The following is a 19,325-nucleotide window of genomic DNA, read 5'->3' on the forward strand; positions in this document are numbered from 1 at the left end:
TTTAAGCATATTTACCTCATGAAACGCCGCCTTATCATTCTTTTATCAGGGATGCTTGTGCTTGTAGTTTGCTCTTCCTGGGGATTTTTTGCACATTACCGCATCAACCGGCTGGCTGTTTTTACGCTCCCTAAGGGAATGTCGGACTTTTACAGGGCAAATATCGATTTCATTACAGAACATGCCGTAAGCGCCGACAAGAAGCGGTATGTTGACTCATCAGAGATCCCTCATCACTTTTTTGATGCCGACCACTACGGCAAGCAGCCATTCAAAGCAATGCCGCAACACTGGATTGATGCTGCTGCCAAATACTCGTCGGATACGTTAAACAAGTACGGCACTGTGCCCTGGGCAATCACCAGCAATTATTACTGGCTGGTAAAAGCTTTTAAAGCGCATGATACAACGGGCATTCTGATCACTTCGGCTAACCTGGCGCATTATATATCTGATGCACATACACCCTTACATTTAACCGAAAACTATGATGGGCAACTCACCAACCAAACCGGCGTACATGCCCTATGGGAAAGCCGCCTGCCCGAGCTATTCAGCAATAGCTATAATTATAACGTTGGCAAGGCAAAGTATATCAGCAATCCATTAGCTGAAGCTTTCAGGATATGTGCCAATTCCTATCAAAAAGTTGATACCGTTTTACGAATAGAAAGAGCGCTGAACAAAACTTTCCCGCCATTGCAAAAGTATGCCATGGAACAACGCGGCAGCCGAAAGGTTAAGGTATATTCTGTGGCTTACAGCAGAGCCTATCACAAATTACTAAGGGGTATGGTCAAACGGCAAATGCGCGCTTCTTTGCTTAGTGTTGGCAGTTTTTGGTTTTCGGCATGGGTAGATGCCGGGCAGCCTGACTTAAACAAACTTATATCAAAGCCATTACCAAAAGGTAAAAAGCAACAGATAGATCGTGAAGAAGCATTATATAAGGCAGGCAAAATAGTTATACAGAATTCAAATCAACACTTATGAAATACGTGGCTTTCCTGATTGTATCATTCATCTTCATACCAGTATTTACTTATTGTCAAGGTAAAGCTGCAATTAACAAAGTCGCTTCATTACCTGAAGTAAAAGAATTCATGCAACAGGCAGTAAAGTCTCATCCTAAAATGATGATTGCCCGTGAACCAGATAAAGATTTCCATTACTACTGGGTTAAAGTTGGCTTAGGAAACTTGGATATGTTTAGGACAAACTATGATTTTTATGTTGATTTAAAAACTAATAATGTTTTTTATACAGACTTTTATACCGAAAGCGTTGAACAGAAGTTGACCTTGAGTCAATGGAGACGGTGGCGGGTTTTACCAGGCTGGCAAAAATTACACTGCTATCATCGCGACAAAAAAAGGCTTTCTTTCCAGGCTTGCAAACTTTGATAAAGTTTACTCAACATTCACATCTTCCTTTTTAGTCATCCGGCTTTTAACATAGGCAAATATAGGCGGCAACAGTGATACAAGTATGATCACGATAGCCACCAGCGAAAAGTTCTTTTGTATGATAGGTACATTACCAAAAAGATAGCCGCCGTATAAAAAGATAATTATCCATGATAGCCCTCCTAAAACGTTATACAAGGTATAACGGCCTAAAGGCATGTGCCCTACCCCGGCTACAAAAGGAGCTATAGTACGTATAATTGGTACAAAACGGCTAAAGATAACCGCCTTGCCACCATGCTTATCAAAAAAAGCTTTGGTTTTTAAATAGTAGCTTAGTTTAAGTATTTTGTTTTCTTCTTTAAACACCTTATCGCCAAGGAATTTACCCAACAAATAATTCACAGTATTACCCAAAACGGCTGAAACCAGTAATATAATGAAGAGCAAATTAACATCCATTCCTGTAGCACCTCCGGCTATTAAAGCGCCGGCTGCAAATAACAGTGAATCGCCCGGTAAAAACGGCGTTACCACAAAGCCTGTTTCGGCAAAAATAATAATAAAAAGTATGAGGTAAGTCCAGCTTTGATATTGGCTGATTATCTGCGACAGGTGTTTATCAATGTGCAGAATAAAGTCGATAAGGCTATGTACTACTTCCAAAATTAATGAGTTTTTGCAAAGGTAACAAGATAATTACGACAGGCAACAGTTAATATGTTGTATTTGGGGGCAGCGTGTTGAGTATTATGCCCGAGCCATAACGGGCACTATCAGCCCTGTTAGAAAGGCCATAGGCATATATGGTATACAGCTTTCCGTCAAGTATGTTATAATTGGGGATACTCGTAAGCACAGTAGTAGGGGCGTTGGCAGCGGTAATATTTATATTATAACTACCTGCAGTTACTTCTATATAATCTGTAACAGATTTGTATGCCACATTTTTAAATGCCACAGTATCATTAAATGTAATCCTGAGGCCAGAGCTGCCGGGCATACCATTCACCAATCTTACCTTTCCACGACCTATCGCGGGTATAGCCCCTGTATCAACTGTTAATACCGATGTAAGGCTGCTGTCTGCTTTTAAACCGGTTATAAATAAAGTGTAAGGCACACGTGGCCTAATCGTATCTTCTATAGTTACCAGGTTGGTAGGATTAAGATCTGTTGCAGATTGCACATTTCTTATCTGAAAGGGCACATTAACAGTATTAAGTAAAAAATATCCTGAAGCGTTTGGATAAGTATATGTATTTGTGCTTACCCTTACATATTTAGCCAATAAATTAACAGGCTGTATATCAGGGCTAAGGTTTACTATCTGCAGCCTTGCATTTAATCCACTTGAGCTGATACTATCCTTGCTGCATGATGCCAGCACCGGGATGATCATCACTCCCATAACCAGCAACAAGAGGTAAAACAATACGCCGTTATGATATTTATTAACCATGTTTAAAATTATTTATTAATAACCAGCCCCGTGCCCGACGTTGTCCCGCCATCAGCGCTTAAACCGCTTTTAGTGAATAAAGTATAAGCCCTGTTAATTATTAGGGTACGTGTTTCATCACTAAGCAATTGTGTGGTGCATCCGGCTTTGTAAATCCTAATCCGTTTAATACCGGGCCGTATATGCATAAATTGTGACGTAGACTTGTAAGCCATGCCGTTAAATTTAACGGTATCTCCTACCCAAACATCTACGTTACCAGCATTTGGCGAAGTATGCACAAACCGTATAAGCGTGAGCGTATCCACTCCTTTCAAGGTATCCACATCAGTAAATACATTGTCAGGCGAATTACCGGTAAGATAAAAAGAGTATACATTATCTTCTTTTAAAGGCATCTGCAAACTGAACAATACATTTGGGTTACCGTATTTTTTCACCTGATAATTTTGTTCACCAATCGGTGTATTTAAGTAACCCGATGAACCCAGCGGATAAATGCTGTTGGTAATGTTTATGCGGCTTCCGTTAGCGTATACGTTTAAGGTATCGCCGGTTGTGTTAATATAATTAACACTTGTAGTTTGCGTCTCAGTAACACCATCAACTCCCTTTTTACAGGAAGATATAGCTATAATAGCCAGGCAAATAAATCCGAACGTTTTAAACTTCATTATCAGTAAGCAGATGCTATACAACTCAAATATGGATACAAATATTATATGGCGCATAAAAAAGTCCGGCTTTTATGCGCCGGACTTTTTTATGTAAAGGTTAAATAGTGAGTGGCTGATTGGTGAGTAGTTACATAAGGCACTATTCACCACCTAACAACTCACCGCTCACTATTACGCGTAGCTGTTAAGCATAACCGGCATAACCAGCATCAGTATATCTTCATTTTCGTCGCCGCCTTGTGGTAATAACAAACCGGCACGGTTAGGGGTCGACATTTCAAGTGATACTTCCTCGCAATTAAGGTTTTTAAGCATCTCTATTAAAAAGCGTGCGTTAAAACCAATCTCCAGATCGTCGCCCTCATACTGGCAACTTAAACGCTCATGAGCTTCATTAGAGAAATCAATATCTTCTGAGGAGATGTTCAGTTCGCTTCCGCTTATTTTTAACCTTACCTGGTGGGTGGTTTTGTTGGCATAAATAGCCACACGGTTTAACGAACCCAAAAACGCCTGGCGGTCAATAGCTAATTTATTAGGGTTTTCTTTCGGAATTACAGCTTCGTAATCCGGGTAACGTTCGTCAATTAAACGGCAAACCAGGTTGATGTTTCCAAATTTAAAGAAAGCGCTGGTGCTGTTATATTCTACAGAAACGTTTACATCATCAGAAGGTAATGCCGATTTTAAAAGTGTAAGCGCTTTTTTAGGCAAGATAAAAGAAGTAGTACCTTCTGCCCTTGCATCCTTACGGCGGTAACGTACCAGTTTATGCGCATCAGTAGCTACAAACGTTAACGACTGCGTAGTTAACTGGCAAAAAACACCTGTCATGGCAGGGCGAAGTTCATCATTACTTACCGCAAATATGGTTTTATTGATAGCCTCGGCTAAAACAGACGCCGGTACATTTACTGATGACGCATTTTCAACCACCGGGATCTTAGGGAAATCCTCGCCGTTCTCGCCGCTTAGTTTGTATTTACCGTCGCCGGCGCTTATTTCAATAGCAAAGGTATTGTCGTCTACAGAAAAGGCAACCGGTTGCTCTGGCAGCGATTTAAGTGTATCTAATAAAATGCGCGATGGTATTGCAATACGGCCATTCTCTTTAGCCTCTACTGCAAGCGACGTAGTCATGCTGGTTTGCAGGTCGGTAGCAGAAATGGTTAAGTTGCCGTCTTTAATCTCAAACAAAAAGTTTTCCAGTATCGGCAATACCGTGCTGTTGCTTAAGGCACCACTTACCGATTGTAACTGCTTTAACAGTGTTGATGTGGAAACAATAAATCTCATGATATATTAACGTTTATCTACCAAAAGTATAAAATTTAATGAGCATACTTTCGCTTACGGATATAATGTTGAAAAATAGCGAATATTAACACTATGCCAATAGGTACAATAGTATTTACAAGCTGCCAGAACAACTTTTCCTGCCGTATGCGCGCACGGTTGAGCAGGCGCATCTGTATCTCTTTAGACCGTAGCGATATAAGACCGGAGTCGTCTGTAAGATAATCGGCCATGTTAAGCAGCAGGTTTTTATTGCCGTAACTTTGGCGGGTATAACGGTCATACCCTAACGGGAACGGCGACCCATCGGCCCCTACCTGGTTACGCAAAATATCTCCATCGCTCAGCACTATCATTTTTGTTGGTTTTCCTTGCGCCAATACGTTAATTTTCTGATCAAAGCCTTCTGGTACCGGGCGGTTTTGAAAGTCAGACGTAAAATTACCCTCCAGCAATACACCGGTTATTTTAGGTGCGCTTTGAAATTCGCGCGGATCGGGCTCCTGCTCCAGGGCCTGCAGCGAGAGCATATAAGGGGTGCTTATTTTTTTGTTGTATGGCGATGTAGTAAGCAATACGGTTTCCCTTACATTTTTCACATTCAGCATATCAATACTACTGGCAAACTGGCTGCTGATGCCATCGAGGTTTTTAACCACCGGATGTTTTGAAAAAGGCAGATAAACAGGGTAAAACAACCATGGCAGCATTTGTATCTGCGCCTGCCCGCCTGCATCACCTGTGGTTACAGGTATTTGGGAGCAATTCATATCAGCGATCAAATCGTAATTAATGCGTACACCGTACCTGAAAAGCTGATCGTCCAAATTTAGTTGTTTATTAAAGGCGAGTTGCTGCCCCCCTTTACCTCGCAGACTGTCAAGCTCGGCGCTTACCTGGTCAATCGCCCAAAGCATTCGTCCGCCCCGCATAATGTATTGATCGAGCTTGAATTTCTCCAATTCAGTAAAGGCCTTATCGGGTTTGGGTACTATCAGCAAGCTTATTTTGGTAAGGCTGTCAAAAGGGATAGTAGCCAGGTTAACCCGCCCAACCAAGTAGCCGTCGCTAAGACTGCGCATGGCATCACTAAGCTGCAGATCGTTAAGTTCGTTATGGCCTTCTGTAAAACCTATGCGCTGCTTACCCCCACTGCTTGCTTTTTTTATGGCCGATGTAAATGCATACTCCAGGTTTTGTATAGAATTGTTCAGTACCTCATCGGGCGAAAGGTTAATATTGCTTTGGGTTTGCAACAATTTTACGGCTATATCCTTACCCTGATAGGTAACCAGCGCAAAGGGAAAAATGATTTTTTGAGATACGCCGTCGTCGGTTTTTACACTGAGATTTTGCGCTTCTATGCCTTTAGCTTCCAGGTCTGCATATTGTTGCTTTTGCTGTTCCTGCGAAAGGCCCTTTAATGGGTCGGTAAATTTAAATTGCAGTTCATCGTTATAAGCCTGCAAATCTGCCAGCAAATCTTTTACAGAGGTTTGCAAGCGTTTCATCCCTCCAGGAAAGTTATCCCCCTCAAGGTACACGGTAACTGTTACCGGCTTTTGCAAACCCTGCATAATGCTTCGGCTCACCGGGGAGATGGTGAAACGCTTCTCTTTTGTAAAATCAAACCGGGTAAAAATTTTGCCGGAGAGCACGGTAACAGCCAGCAACGAAAAAATAATACCTAACGAGCTCAAAAATGTAGTGCCAGCAAGCTTACGCCCCTGCTGTTTATGCAAAACATATAGGGTGAGCCAGATAAACAATGCATCTGCAACTAAAAAGTAAAACAGATCGCGCGTATCAAGCACTCCTCTGCTGATAGACTCATAATGCTCGGTGATCCCCAGGTTTTGCAGACCTAACGCCTGCAGTGAAAGAATTGAGCTTAACGAATTGAAGCCAGTGTAAAAAAAGAAACACAAAAAAACAGCTATAGTGAATGCAATAACCTGCGTTTTACTTACCGATGAAGCAAACAAACCAATAGCAGCAAAAACCGACCCCAGTAAAAATAAGCCTATGTAAGAGCCGATTACAGCGCCGGTATCTATATTACCCTGCGGGGTGCCTAAAGTTGATATGCTGAAATAATATACCAACGTAGGGATTAATGCAAAGAGTACTATTAAAACACTGGCAAGGTATTTACCTGAAACAATTTGCAAATTGGTTAAGGGGCGGGTGAGCAGCAATTCAAAAGTACCATCTTTACGCTCTTCGGCAAGTGAGCGCATGGTTACCGCAGGCACCAGGAACATAAACAGATACGGAGCGGTGCTAAAAAGGCTTTCCAAACCGGCATAGCCATAAGCTAATATACTGGTATCCGGAAACACCCACAAAAACAGCCCAAGTACCAACAAAAAAACACCAATGGTTATATACGCTACCAGCGAACTGAGATAAGTTACTATTTCTTTTTTTAGAATACTGATCACTTTATAGGCTTTGCTGTCAAAGAATGTAAAATTACAATTTGCCGAAATAACGCGGTGCGTTATTTGCAAATTTAAAGAAAAGCAAAAAACCCGCTGATTGCTCAGCGGGCTTTCCCCTTAATTAATGCTTAACTATTATTAGAATTTGTAAGCCAAACGAACACCAAGCTGACCAAGCGTGCCATTATTTGACCATCCTTCGTAACGTAAGCCCCCCTCAAAATTGTTGCTGAAGTTATAACCTACACCCGGAGAGTAAATAAATGACGTACCGCCGCCGCTTTGAGTATTGATCCCGGCACCTAATTGTGCCTCACCAAAAATCTTTTCGGCAAAGTAATATTTAGCGCCTACTTTGATTGGAATAATACCGAATGAGCCGCCGCCAAGACCATCAGTATCTATGCCAAGGTCTTCCAGATCTTCCATATCCTCGTCACTAAGCCCTGTATCAACGCTTTTCATCTTCACCCTTGAGTAACCAATTGAGCCGGTAAGGAACAAACCTTCCTGAATTGGATGCTCATACTTAAGCGAACCGCCGATGATAAAAGAATAACCTGAAGTTGTTGGAAGACCGGCCTCTAAACCGATACTGAATCTGCCGACTGCGTCGGATGTTTGTGCGAAAGTGGTAAGCGCTGCACTACAGAGCACCACCATTACAAGTGCGATTTTTTTCATTGTGATAATTGTTTAAGGTTAAGTACCGCAAATATATATTTAAAATATTATAAATCAATATCAAAATATTAACATTTGAGCACATACCTTGTAAGGCAACGAGTTAACAGATATCAAATATTATAATATTAAGATAATTGCGCCGGGTACACACAACGCTGTTATCCGGGTTTATAGACGGGTTAATAAATACTTACGTTACACACGATATTTGAATTATTTACAACCTGTTGTAAGCGAGCCGGTTATTTGTAAAACAAACAGGGCTTAACATAAAGTAATGCTTTTAGTTATTGGTTAATCCAATAAATATCTGCTCAAGCGACTGGTTATTGTTGCCAGAGCGCAGATTATTTAATGAATCGTTAGCTACTATATTGCCCTTGTTAATTATTATTACATGATTGCAAACCGCTTCAACCTCTTGCATAATATGCGTAGATAATATCACTGTTTTTGATTTGCCAAGGTTTGTTATCAATTGCCTGATACCAATAAGCTGATTAGGATCCAGGCCGGATGTAGGTTCATCAAGTATCAGCACCTCGGGGTTATGCAGAATGGCCTGCGCTAAGCCCACTCGCTGCCGGTATCCTTTGGATAGCTGCCCGATCTTTTTATGTTGCTCGGGCCCTAAACCGGTTTGTTCTATTACCTCTGCAATTCGTTTTACAGGCTCATGTATACCATGTAGGCCCGCTATAAATGCCAGCGCCTCTTTTACATACATATCCGTATACAGCGGGTTACTCTCCGGCAAATAACCAATGCTGCGCTTAACATCCAGCGGCTGCTTAATAATATCAAACCCGCAAACCGTAGCGGAGCCTGTAGTAGGTGGTAAAAAGCCGGTAAGCATTTTCATGGTAGTGCTTTTGCCTGCACCATTTGGGCCCAAAAAGCCAAGCACACCTTGCCCGGTATTAAAACTGATACCGTTTACTGCGTTTTGGTGCCCGTATAGCTTGGTTAAACCCTCTACCTGTATGCTCATGCGGTAAAGTTATTGATTAAGTAGGATGTCTGGAAGTCAGAAGTTCGAAAGTTAGAAACAAAGGCTTCAAAAATTTTTCGGTTTAAGCTTATCTTCCGGACTTACGGTCTACCGACTTTCGACTTTCACCTCTAAAAACTATCTTTGCTGTTACTATGAGCAAATCCACCGACGAACAATTTAAAAATGTAATATCACACGCCAAAGAATATGGCTTTGTTTTCCCGTCAAGCGAGATCTACGACGGGCTTAGTGCTGTTTATGATTACGGGCAAAACGGCTCGGAACTAAAAAACAACATCAAAACCTACTGGTGGAAAGCCATGGTGCAGATGAACGAAAATATTGTTGGTATTGATTCTGCTATATTTATGCACCCAACCATCTGGAAAGCCAGCGGCCACGTAGACGGCTTCAGCGACCCGATGATAGACAATAAAGACAGTAAAAAACGCTATCGTGCAGATCAGCTACTGGAAGACCGCATAGCCAAATACGATGAGGAAGGCAAAACCAGCGAGGCTGAAGAATTGCAGATAGAGATGGATAACGCCCTTAAAGCCGAAGACCTTCCGCGTTTACGGGAGCTCATCATTGAACATGATATCAAATGCCCTGTCAGCGGTACCGCGAACTGGACAGAAGTTCGCCAGTTTAACCTGATGTTCAGCACGCAAATAGGCGCCGTTGCTGATGATGCCGATGTGGTTTACCTGCGCCCCGAAACCGCACAGGGTATATTTGTAAACTACCTTAACGTGCAAAAATCCGGCAGGATGAAAATCCCTTTTGGTATAGCTCAAATTGGTAAAGCATTCCGTAACGAAGTCATTGCACGTCAGTTCATCATCCGCATGCGCGAGTTTGAGCAAATGGAAATGCAGTTTTTTGTACGCCCCGGCACGCAAAAAGAATGGTTTGATAAATGGAAAGAAACACGCCTTAAATGGCACCTGGCCTTAGGGACCGCACCTGAAAAATATCGTTACCACGAGCATACCAAGCTGGCCCACTATGCAGATGCTGCTTATGATATTGAGTATGAATTTCCGTTTGGATTTAAAGAGGTGGAAGGTATACACAGCCGTACCGATTTTGACCTGAGCCAGCATGAGAAGTTTTCCCGCAAGAAGATGCAGTATTTTGACCCGGAAGTTGACCCGGAAACAGGCAAGCCTTTTGGAAACTATATCCCTTACGTTATTGAAACCTCTATCGGTTTAGACAGGATGTTCCTGCTTACGCTGATCAATGCCTATGAGGAAGAAGACCTGAGCACTGACGAAAAACAGGATAGCCGTACCGTATTGCGCCTGCACCCTGTATTGGCGCCGGTTAAAGCCGCCATCTTCCCGCTTACCAAAAAAGATGGCCTGCCAGAGAAAGCACGCGAAATAATGGATAAACTTAAGCTTGATTTCAACCTGCAGTACGAGGAGAAGGACGCTATTGGCAAACGCTACCGCCGTCAGGATGCCATTGGTACTCCTTTCTGTATCACTGTTGACCATCAAACGTTGGAAGATAATACTGTAACCATACGCCACCGAGATACGATGGCCCAGGAGCGCGTAAACGCTGATGATCTTGACCGCATTATCGGCAACCTGGTTAGCTGGAAAAATGTGTTATAAGCAATATAACAACTATAAAACTGCTGCACCTGCCATTTGGGGGGCGTAGCAGTTTTATTAAATTATTATTACTCAAATTTCATCCGGTTAATCTTAATATCAATAACTTTATAGGCTGTATATACTTATCCTAATTGAAGCCTTTTTTACTATTAGTATTTTGTTTGTTTCTTATAACTCCCTTGCAGGCTATTCCATTGGTTAAGGAAACGGATAGCTTAAAGCGGCTTATATTTACATCAAAAGGCAATTTAAAAACAACTGACACTGCTACAATAAACCATTTAAATAAACTTGCTGAAAGTTACTACGAGTCAGCGCCAGATAGTACTGTATATTTTGCCAGTCTTGCTAAAAAGTCGTCACAAGCACTGGGTTATAAAACGGGTATTGCAGATGCAGATATCCAGCTGGGTGATGTACACTCATTTAAGGGTGAGTACCTTGAGGCTAATCTTAATTATACAGCCGCCCTAAACTTATACCAGGTAACCAAAAAAGATTTAGGCATAAGCAACGCCCTTATGGGACTTGGCCGTGTACAGGATTTTGTCGGAAATTACGCCAAAGCCATCTCTTATTTCCAAAAAGCGTTAAATATCCGTAAAAGGCTTAACAATCAGATTGAAATTGCTAATTGCCACGCTATTATAGGTATCACTTATGATAATATGGGCGACTTTAACAATGCGCTTGATCATTATTTTAAATCATTACTTATTGATATAAAACTGAATGACCAATTAGCAGCGGCAGACAACTACTGCAATATTGGTGTAGTTATGCAGCACCTTGAGCTTTACTCAAAAGCAATTGAATATTTTAACAAGGCGAATAAACTTTGGTTGAAGCTTGATGATAAGCAAGGCATCAGTACTATTTATCAGAATATTGGAGAAGTTTATTTAGCACAAAAGAAACTTAAGCAGGCTTTTGATAACTTTAAACAAGCTTCTGTTATGTATCATCAGTTAGGCGATGAGGAGGGGATCAGCCTGATATATTATAATTTTGGTTTATACTATAATCAAACAGGGCAAATTGATTCGGCTATTTATTATTTGAATAAATCTTTGGTATCTGCTACTCAAAATCAAATTCAATATAATAAGGCTTGTGCCCAAACCGGCCTCGCGTTGGTTTACAACACTGAAAAGAAATATTTCAAGGCTTTAAAATATGCTACACTTGCATTAAAAACTGCAGGTAACCTACAAAGCATCAATCTTAAGGCCGATGCCACTGAACAATTAAGTAAAGCATATGCCGGTCTTAAAGATTATCAAAGGGCATTTACTGCACATTTACGCTTTGTTAACCTTAAAGACAGCCTTAACCACAGTGAAAGCCTGCAAAAGCTGACCTCGTATAACACGGCATTACAATTTGAAAATGCACAACAAGCAGCCAGTAAAAAAGAGGCGCAGTTATTTAAAAAGCTTCAACAACAGCGGCGTGCAAGTATTATTTATACTGCTATAATTGTAGTGATAAGCCTTATGCTGTTATTTTATTATAACGCCAAACGAAAGCAACTTAAGGCTAATTCGCTCTTAAAAGACAGAAATAAAAAAATTGAACTACAGACAGAGAAACTTAACGAACTTAACCATTTAAAAGACAGGCTTATAAGCATACTTGCGCATGACCTGAGAGCCCCGCTTAGCACCTTGAGAGGAGCGTTTACTTTAATAATGGATGATGATATATCTCACGCCGAATTCATAAAAATGGTGCCGGTTGTATTTAGTAAACTTGAGCACACATCCGATTTTTTAGATACCCTTCTTTTTTGGATTAACAGCCAGGTAGATAATATTGAAGAGACTACGAAAAGCTTTTGTTTGCATGATGTAGTAAACGAGGAGCTTTATATACTTAATGAACAGTTTAAGCGAAAACGTATAACAGCGACAAATAAGGTAGATCCTGAATATATTGTATTGGGAGATCCGAAATCAATACGTATAGTTATACATAATTTTTTGACAAATGCTATAAAGTTTTCACATCCCGACAATAGTGTTGATATCACCGCAGTAAAAGTTAATGGCAGAATAAATTTTAGTATCACAGATCATGGCATTGGAATGAGCCCTGATCAATTAAACAGTCTTTTTATAGGAAAAGTAACCAGCCGAAGTGGCACGATGAATGAAAGCGGTACCGGTATGGGACTGATTTTTTGCAAAGACCTTATAGAAAAATATAATGGTAAAATATGGGCTAAGAGCCAGCCAGGCCAATATACAGAATTTGGATTTAGCCTTGAAGCAGGTATACACACCTAAATATTTATTAAACAAACAATTTGGGTCAACACTCCTTGTGCATATAGTAAGCTATCTGCATGTCAATTAAAATTAAAGACCAACCTTTTTATATACAGGCTACTGCCATTTTATTTGGCTTGATATTGCTTGTATATGTACTCAATATACTGGCGGATATTCTGGTGCCGCTGGCATTTGCCGCTTTTTTGGCTATCCTGCTTAACCCGCTTTGCAACCGCCTGCAGCGTAAAGGCGTTCCAAAGTTCCTCTCCATTATTATCGCAATGCTGATAATGATTATAGCAGTCACACTGGTTTTTTACTTCCTGTCTACGCAAATAGTACAGTTTGGTGATGCTATGCCGATGCTGCAAAAGAAATTTGAAAGTATAACTGCCGAACTTAAAAATTGGATACAAACCACCTTTGGTGTAGCGGTAACCAAACAGGAGCAGATGATTAAAGACGCTTTGAATAACAGCCAGGCTGTGGTTGGCAGGACACTTAACGGCGTGTTAGGGGTATTATCTGTTGTATTCCTGTTACCGGTTTACATTTTTCTGATGCTATTTTATAAAACATTGATCCTTAATTTCCTTTACGAGGTGTTTGCAGAGGAAAATTCTAAAAAGGTAAGTGAAGTACTCAGCGAAACAAAAACCGCTATACAAAGCTATATCGTAGGACTGCTGATAGAGATGATCATAGTAGCTGCTATGAATTCAACAGCGCTTGTGCTTTTAGGCGTTAAATATGGGATACTTATTGGTTGCATTGGTGCCATACTTAACCTGATACCATACCTGGGCGGAATTATAGCGATTGCCTTACCGGTGCTAATGGCCACAGTAACTAAAGACGGATACTCCACACAATTGGGTGTAATAGCTGCCTACATCGTCATACAGTTTATAGATAATAATATTCTGGTTCCACGCATCGTATCATCCAAGGTTCAGATCAATGCATTAATGTCTATTATCGTTGTATTATTAGGCAATCAGCTTTGGGGAATATCCGGGATGTTTTTATCTATCCCTTTTGTAGCGGTCATCAAAATAGTGTTCGACCGTATAGAGCCGCTTAAACCATGGGGTAAATTACTTGGTGATAACATCCCTACGCAGCAGATGGTAGATATCTGGCGTAACCGCCGCAAGCGTCGGGCAGTATTGCCCAAGAGGGAGGATAGTATTTAGTTCATAGTCGATAGTTCATAGATCATAATCGATAATTGAATAAAAGGCCCGGAACTTAATGTTCCGGACCTTTGCTTAATTGTTTGATATACAAACAAAAATACTATGGACTATCGACTACTATCTATTGACTTATCAATGCGTTACCGGGTTATCTGCATTATGCAATGTACCGTTGGTATATAGTATCGGGTTAACTTTTTTCTTATCTCCCTGGTACACCCAAACAATGTTGCCAATATACTTGCGGAAAGCATCGCTAACCTGGTTAGGGGTAAGTTTTTTCACATCCTCTGCCAGGGTTAAAGAGCGCCTCCAGTTGTTATGCAAAACTTCGTTAGACACGATGGATGCCGCCTGAGCGGTATTGGTTTCATTTTTATAATAAAACCCGGTAAGGTAAGTAACTTTCATATCTGCAACATCAGCAGCGCTAAACCCATCTTTCTTTAAACGATCAACCAGTTTATCAAATACGGCTATATATTTATCAGGTTCAGTTGTTGAAACAGAAAACTTGGCTACCGAAGTAGAGCCAACGCTGAACCAGGCCTGCGGCGCGTATGATAAGCCATTGTTTGTACGAACATCCAGGAAATGCTTATCAGCAAAAATACGCATAGCAACGTTAAATGCATCAAAATCAGGCGCGCCAGGGGCTGGTCCGCTGGTCACACCTTCAACATAGTTGGTAGCCAGCTCGCGGCCTTCTGCAGAGAAAGTATTTTTATAGGCTCTAAAAAAAGATTTTTTCAATTCAAACGGAGCGCCTTTTTTTATTGTGCCCAGCAAACCCTTTACTTTGGTTTCAATTTCTGCACGGTCAAGATCGGCCACTACAACAACCAACAAACGCGACTTGGTTAATACCGATTCGTAATATTTCTTCGTTTCTTCGGCAGTAAGGGCTTTCACAGTTTGGGGTGTACCGGCAGGGTTCTTTGCGTAATCGCGCCCGGCAAAGGCAAGGCTGTCTGCAAATTTGTCTATTGCATAGTCCGGGTTTGAGTCTTGTGATTTTAAGCCGGTCAACCTGTCCTGCTTAATACGATCAAACTCCTTTGCATCAAACTTAGGCATGGTAATAGCTTCAACATACAGCGGCCAGGCTACATCCAGGTCGCTTTTTATACAATTAAGCTTTATTACCGAATAGTTTTTTGTAGCACCGCCGTAAACTCCGGCGCTTATTTTATCCAGCTGATTTTTGAAACTATTCTTATCGTGCTTAAGGGTACCACACTCGGTAAGGGCCGTCATGGCCATTGCCTCAATCCCTTGTTTATTGGCCGGGTAGTTTTGCACGCCCCCCTTTATTACAGTTTGTATCTCCACAATATCGTTACCGCTTGGCTGTACAATCACTTTTACGCCATCAACCATCATTTCGTAGGCTTCCTTTTGTGCAAAAGCAGGTTTAGCGCCTGTTGTTGCCGCCGCAAGCAGCAGCAGGTATATATATTTTTTCATTTTTGATTCAGGTTTTAGTTTTTAGCTACAAAAAACGACGCTACATTAGCTGCCTTACTTGCCTCGGGTGTTAAAATTATGCCCGAAACCATTGGCTTGCCTACTACATAAGTATTAATGAATTTGGCAATATCGGCGCGTGTTACCTTTTGATAATTGTTGGTCAGATCAGTATAATAATCAAGCGAAGTGCTGCACCACTGATAGCTTAACTGCGAAGGTATAGATGATGGCTTTTCCATTTCGCGGCTATGGTTACGCAGCAGGATAGCCTTTGCATCGGCCAGTTGCTCATCGGTATAATAATCCGGCTTACCCCACTGGCTCATCTGGTTCTGGATCTCATCATAGCACTCCTTCAGTTTAGTAGGGTTAGGCATAACAAATAATGATACCGGGCCGATATAGTGGCTGGTATTATAGCTGAAGCCCACTGATGAAGCCAGGCCTTTATCAACGAGCGCCTGTTGCAATTTAGATGAATTAAGGTCCAATATAGTTGAGAAAACGTCTGCAGCAACGGTAGATGCTGAATCGGTCATGTAGGCAGGTCCTTGCCAGTCGAACATCATCATTGGAGTACGGGCGATTGACATTTCCTTTACTACAGCGACATTTTTTTCGACCGGCTTAAATGCAGGTATAGGGTATTTTTCATGCGGATTAAAGCCGCTGCTTTGCCAGTCGCCAAATATAGCTTCGGCTTTTTTAAAGCCATCTTCATGCTTTACGTCGCCACAGATGATCAGCAAGCTGTTATTAGGAAAGTAATATTTGTTTTTGATGACCATCATTTTTTCTGGCGTTGCCGAGTTGATCACCTCGTGGATACCAATAGGCATTTTACGAGTGATAAGGTCGCCCCAAAGCTTTTCGTTAATTGCATAATATAACTGAAAGCCAGGGCTGCTTTCGTTACGCTGAAATTCGCCGTCAACTACAGGTCGTTCCTTTTTCATATCCTCTTCGCGATAGATAGGAAACCGGACAGAAGCATTCATCAGTTTTAAACCGGCATCCAAGCTATCCTTGCCAATGGTAAAGTAATAGTTAACACGCTCTACGCTGGTTGTCCCGTTCCAGATAGCGCCAAGTTCCTGTGTACGCTTTAAGAATTTCTCTTGGGTAGGGTAATCTTTGTTAGCTTTAAAAAACATGTGCTCAAATAAGTGTGAAAGGCCGCTAAATTCAGGCCCTTCGGTATATGCACCGTTCTTTACAGCAATCTCAATAGTAGTTAATGGTACTTTGCTGTTTTCAATAACAACAACTTCCAGCCCATTGGGAAGTTTCTTCCAGAAATAACCTTCCGGAAGCCTTGGCTGGGCAACTGCACACAAAGAGCCAATAAGGCCGGCGGCAGTAAGGGTTAATAGTTTTGTAATTTTAAGGGTCATAGTATTAATTAGATTACAGACCCTTAAATATATTACATATAATTAAAACTTTAGTTAAAAGAAATCTTATTTAAATGTTATTACTACTTTTTTACCAGATACACTTTCTAAAAAAGGTTTAAATATGGTTTGGGCGTTTTCCCTGGCCTTACCAACAACATTTAACTGTTTGGCAGAAGCAAGCATTTTTTGCTCGGCAATTTTGTAAACATCCTCTACCATTTGCTTGCTTTTGTTGGCAAACCACACGCCCGAAACATCATACACTTTTGATTGCTGATGATCCAGCTTTACGTAGCATATCTCGGGTTGCGGCAGTGCAACAGTTACGCTATCGCCGCTTTGCAAAATATCGTCCTTTCTAACTTTAGTTAAGTCGATGCAGGCAGTCACCTCGCCTACCGCCACAAACAACACGCGTGAGTCGGGCAGTAACATGTGCAGTTCCTTTTTCTCTATCACATCTTTCATCGCATACTTAACCAATTCAAGTTTACCCATACTTACAATGCGCGAAACCATAATATCATCATTTACCTCGGAGTGTGTAGTGTTAAACTCATGCTTGATGTAAAAAAACAGGAATATTAAAAAGCCGGTAATAACCAGGGCAAAAGCTAAGGTCAGCGAAAAGCGCGAACGTAATGAATTAAACATACATAAGTTTAAAGTACCTACAAATTAAAACAGCGATGGTTTGGCCATCGCTGTCTATCATTAAGTGCTTATTAATTAAGCATATGTTACATTCAGCGTAATTGGCACGCTTAGAGCTTTAGATACAATGCAATTTGCTTTTGCGCCCTCAGCTACCTCTGTAAATTTTGCTTCGTCAACACCATCAATAACGGTTGCTTTAAGCTCCAGGTGGATGCCTTTAATTTCAAGCGCCTGCATATCCAGGTCAAGTATGGCATCTGTTGTTAAATCGCCCGGGGTTATGCCCTGCTGTGTAAGTGCGGCGCCAACCGCCATAGTAAAACATCCTGCATGTGCAGCAGCGATAAGTTCTTCGGGGTTTGTGCCAACTCCTTCGGCAAAACGGGTCTTAAATGAGTATTGCGTTTTGTTTAAAGTAGTACTTTGGGTTGTAATTTCGCCTTTACCTTCTTGTAAAGTGCCGTTCCAATGTGCATTTGCGGTACGTTTCATAGTTATATGGTTTGTGAGTTTATGCTAATTTAAGTGTTGTGTATGATTTCTAAAATAATAGAAGGTTATCATTGTGCACATAATTTTATATGATTACCATTTTGCACGCTCATACTGTACAGGCCAATTGATATCATGGCCTAACTCATGTGCTGCACGCAGCGGGAAATGGGTATCGCGCAGCATTTCGCGTGCAAGCAACACAACATCTGCCTGGCCGGTTTTAATTATTTCGTTAGCTTGTTTTGCAGTTGTTATCAGGCCAACGGCGCCGGTAAGTATATCACCGCTCTCCTTAACGGCTTCAGCAAACTCCACCTGGTAGCCCGGTTTAAGCGGTATACGAACACCTGCAACATTACCACCGCTGGAACAATCTATCAGATCGACACCTTTTTCTTTAAGCAATTTGGCCAGAGCTATAGAATCTTCAACTGTCCATCCGCCTTCAATCCATTCAGACGCAGATATCCTTACGAACAACGGCAGATCATCCGGCCACACCTCATTTACCGCGTCAACTATTTCTAAAGCAAACCTTACCCTGTTATCAAATGAACCGCCGTATTCATCCGTGCGTTTATTGCTTAAAGGCGATAAAAACTGATTGATAAGGTACCCATGCGCACCATGCAGTTCAATAACTTTAAAACCTGCCGCTAAAGCCCTTACAGCAGCGACTTTAAAATCGGCGATTATTTTATGTATGCCGGCTTTATCAAGCTCGTGGGGTGCTATTTCTGCATCGCTAAAAGGCACGGCGCTTGGCGCAACAGTATCCCATCCGTTTGCATCATCCGGCGGTATTTGTTTACCGCCATTCCAGGGTTCTGCATGGCTGGCTTTACGGCCCGCGTGGGCCAATTGCATACCGGGAATAGCGCCCTGTTGCTCAATAAAAGTGGTTATTTCTTTAAGTTTTTCAATATGCTCATCCTTCCAGATGCCCAGATCGGCAAATGATATGCGGCCTTCCGGAGATACCGCCGTTGCTTCTGTTATCAGTAAGGCAGCACCTCCAATGGCCATACTTCCTAAGTGTACCAAGTGCCAGTTATTCGCAAAACCATCCGTACTGGAGTATTGGCACATAGGCGATACCACAATCCGGTTTTTTAACTCGATGCTTTTTATTTTAAGAGGCGAAAATAAATGTGCCATAATTATTTGTTTGATGCAAATATGTATAAGTAACCGGCATTTACTACCATGGTTTTGTAAAATACCCACTAGCTCC

General features: G+C 41.5%; 17 protein-coding genes. 5 read left to right on the forward strand and 12 right to left on the reverse strand.

Features of this window, described 5'->3' with window-relative positions; all coding sequences use genetic code 11:
* The first annotated feature begins 18 nt into the window (after positions 1-18).
* Both ACFQZX_RS02005 and ACFQZX_RS02010 read left to right on the forward strand, forming a co-directional pair.
* Positions 19-993: a zinc dependent phospholipase C family protein gene (locus ACFQZX_RS02005; protein ID WP_377111075.1), complete on the forward strand. Its 975-nt coding sequence runs from the start codon at positions 19-21 to the stop codon at positions 991-993.
* A complete protein-coding gene (locus ACFQZX_RS02010) occupies positions 990-1,403 on the forward strand; it encodes a hypothetical protein (protein WP_377111076.1) in 414 nt (137 codons plus the stop codon). Before ACFQZX_RS02005 ends, ACFQZX_RS02010 begins: the two co-directional genes overlap by 4 nt.
* A 6-nt stretch (positions 1,404-1,409) precedes the next feature.
* On the opposite strand, the gene ACFQZX_RS02015 is transcribed toward ACFQZX_RS02010, so the two are convergent.
* The 7 genes from ACFQZX_RS02015 to ACFQZX_RS02045 form a co-directional block, all read right to left on the reverse strand.
* Positions 1,410-2,072 (reverse strand): DedA family protein, encoded by a 663-nt coding sequence (locus ACFQZX_RS02015; protein ID WP_377111077.1) that lies wholly within the window; start codon positions 2,070-2,072, stop codon positions 1,410-1,412.
* Positions 2,073-2,121: 49 nt separating this feature from the next.
* Positions 2,122-2,868 (reverse strand): DUF4397 domain-containing protein, encoded by a 747-nt coding sequence (locus ACFQZX_RS02020; RefSeq protein WP_377111078.1) that lies wholly within the window; start codon positions 2,866-2,868, stop codon positions 2,122-2,124.
* A gap of 8 nt (positions 2,869-2,876) precedes the next feature.
* A complete protein-coding gene (locus ACFQZX_RS02025; protein WP_377111079.1) occupies positions 2,877-3,542 on the reverse strand; it encodes a DUF4397 domain-containing protein in 666 nt (221 codons plus the stop codon).
* Positions 3,543-3,716: 174 nt separating this feature from the next.
* Complete coding sequence (gene dnaN / locus ACFQZX_RS02030; protein ID WP_377111080.1) at positions 3,717-4,841, reverse strand: DNA polymerase III subunit beta; 1,125 nt, start codon at positions 4,839-4,841, stop codon at positions 3,717-3,719.
* 35 nt (positions 4,842-4,876) lie between these two features.
* Positions 4,877-7,285 carry a gliding motility-associated ABC transporter substrate-binding protein GldG gene (gene gldG, locus ACFQZX_RS02035; protein ID WP_377111081.1) on the reverse strand — a complete coding sequence of 803 codons (2,409 nt, stop codon included), beginning with the start codon at positions 7,283-7,285 and terminating at the stop codon, positions 4,877-4,879.
* A gap of 138 nt (positions 7,286-7,423) precedes the next feature.
* The gene (locus ACFQZX_RS02040; protein WP_377111082.1) at positions 7,424-7,969 is read right to left on the reverse strand and encodes an outer membrane beta-barrel protein; all 546 of its coding nucleotides are present in this window, start codon (positions 7,967-7,969) and stop codon (positions 7,424-7,426) included.
* Between the two features lie 286 nt (positions 7,970-8,255).
* Positions 8,256-8,963 (reverse strand): ATP-binding cassette domain-containing protein, encoded by a 708-nt coding sequence (locus tag ACFQZX_RS02045; RefSeq protein ID WP_377111083.1) that lies wholly within the window; start codon positions 8,961-8,963, stop codon positions 8,256-8,258.
* A 155-nt stretch (positions 8,964-9,118) separates the two neighbouring features.
* On the opposite strand from ACFQZX_RS02045, the gene ACFQZX_RS02050 reads away from it, so the two are divergent.
* The 3 genes from ACFQZX_RS02050 (at position 9,119) to ACFQZX_RS02060 (ending at position 14,069) form a co-directional block, all read left to right on the forward strand.
* Positions 9,119-10,597 (forward strand): glycine--tRNA ligase, encoded by a 1,479-nt coding sequence (locus tag ACFQZX_RS02050; protein WP_377111084.1) that lies wholly within the window; start codon positions 9,119-9,121, stop codon positions 10,595-10,597.
* A gap of 164 nt (positions 10,598-10,761) precedes the next feature.
* A complete protein-coding gene (locus ACFQZX_RS02055) occupies positions 10,762-12,888 on the forward strand; it encodes a tetratricopeptide repeat-containing sensor histidine kinase (RefSeq protein ID WP_377111085.1) in 2,127 nt (708 codons plus the stop codon).
* 59 nt (positions 12,889-12,947) lie between these two features.
* Positions 12,948-14,069: an AI-2E family transporter gene (locus tag ACFQZX_RS02060; RefSeq protein ID WP_377111086.1), complete on the forward strand. Its 1,122-nt coding sequence runs from the start codon at positions 12,948-12,950 to the stop codon at positions 14,067-14,069.
* A gap of 135 nt (positions 14,070-14,204) precedes the next feature.
* On the opposite strand, the gene ACFQZX_RS02065 is transcribed toward ACFQZX_RS02060, so the two are convergent.
* From ACFQZX_RS02065 to namA, 5 genes are all read right to left on the reverse strand, one after another.
* Entirely contained in the window at positions 14,205-15,539 is a 1,335-nt protein-coding gene (locus ACFQZX_RS02065) for a M16 family metallopeptidase (protein ID WP_377111087.1), read from the reverse strand.
* A 14-nt stretch (positions 15,540-15,553) separates the two neighbouring features.
* Positions 15,554-16,936 carry a M16 family metallopeptidase gene (locus tag ACFQZX_RS02070; RefSeq protein ID WP_377111088.1) on the reverse strand — a complete coding sequence of 461 codons (1,383 nt, stop codon included), beginning with the start codon at positions 16,934-16,936 and terminating at the stop codon, positions 15,554-15,556.
* Positions 16,937-17,002: 66 nt separating this feature from the next.
* Positions 17,003-17,593 (reverse strand): DUF4230 domain-containing protein, encoded by a 591-nt coding sequence (locus tag ACFQZX_RS02075; RefSeq protein WP_377111089.1) that lies wholly within the window; start codon positions 17,591-17,593, stop codon positions 17,003-17,005.
* A gap of 75 nt (positions 17,594-17,668) precedes the next feature.
* The gene (locus ACFQZX_RS02080) at positions 17,669-18,088 is read right to left on the reverse strand and encodes an OsmC family protein (RefSeq protein ID WP_377111090.1); all 420 of its coding nucleotides are present in this window, start codon (positions 18,086-18,088) and stop codon (positions 17,669-17,671) included.
* 93 nt (positions 18,089-18,181) lie between these two features.
* The gene (gene namA / locus ACFQZX_RS02085; protein ID WP_377111091.1) at positions 18,182-19,249 is read right to left on the reverse strand and encodes an NADPH dehydrogenase NamA; all 1,068 of its coding nucleotides are present in this window, start codon (positions 19,247-19,249) and stop codon (positions 18,182-18,184) included.
* Between the last annotated feature and the right edge of the window lie 76 nt (positions 19,250-19,325).

It is taken from the genome of Mucilaginibacter litoreus (assembly GCF_042676805.1).
Classification (GTDB): Bacteria; Bacteroidota; Bacteroidia; order Sphingobacteriales; family Sphingobacteriaceae; genus Mucilaginibacter; species Mucilaginibacter litoreus.

Bases quoted from the DNA above. Each gene is read 5' to 3' on its own strand.
- ACFQZX_RS02080 (WP_377111090.1), bottom strand. From the start codon at position 18,088: ATGAAACGTACCGCAAATGCACATTGGAACGGCACTTTACAAGAAGGT.
- dnaN (WP_377111080.1), bottom strand. From the start codon at position 4,841: ATGAGATTTATTGTTTCCACATCAACACTGTTAAAGCAGTTACAATCG.
- ACFQZX_RS02020 (WP_377111078.1), bottom strand. From the start codon at position 2,868: ATGGTTAATAAATATCATAACGGCGTATTGTTTTACCTCTTGTTGCTG.
- ACFQZX_RS02050 (WP_377111084.1), top strand. From the start codon at position 9,119: ATGAGCAAATCCACCGACGAACAATTTAAAAATGTAATATCACACGCC.
- namA (WP_377111091.1), bottom strand. From the start codon at position 19,249: ATGGCACATTTATTTTCGCCTCTTAAAATAAAAAGCATCGAGTTAAAA.
- ACFQZX_RS02025 (WP_377111079.1), bottom strand. From the start codon at position 3,542: ATGAAGTTTAAAACGTTCGGATTTATTTGCCTGGCTATTATAGCTATA.
- ACFQZX_RS02045 (WP_377111083.1), bottom strand. From the start codon at position 8,963: ATGAGCATACAGGTAGAGGGTTTAACCAAGCTATACGGGCACCAAAAC.
- ACFQZX_RS02040 (WP_377111082.1), bottom strand. From the start codon at position 7,969: ATGAAAAAAATCGCACTTGTAATGGTGGTGCTCTGTAGTGCAGCGCTT.
- ACFQZX_RS02075 (WP_377111089.1), bottom strand. From the start codon at position 17,593: ATGTTTAATTCATTACGTTCGCGCTTTTCGCTGACCTTAGCTTTTGCC.
- ACFQZX_RS02060 (WP_377111086.1), top strand. From the start codon at position 12,948: ATGTCAATTAAAATTAAAGACCAACCTTTTTATATACAGGCTACTGCC.
- ACFQZX_RS02070 (WP_377111088.1), bottom strand. From the start codon at position 16,936: ATGACCCTTAAAATTACAAAACTATTAACCCTTACTGCCGCCGGCCTT.
- ACFQZX_RS02010 (WP_377111076.1), top strand. From the start codon at position 990: ATGAAATACGTGGCTTTCCTGATTGTATCATTCATCTTCATACCAGTA.
- ACFQZX_RS02005 (WP_377111075.1), top strand. From the start codon at position 19: ATGAAACGCCGCCTTATCATTCTTTTATCAGGGATGCTTGTGCTTGTA.
- ACFQZX_RS02065 (WP_377111087.1), bottom strand. From the start codon at position 15,539: ATGAAAAAATATATATACCTGCTGCTGCTTGCGGCGGCAACAACAGGC.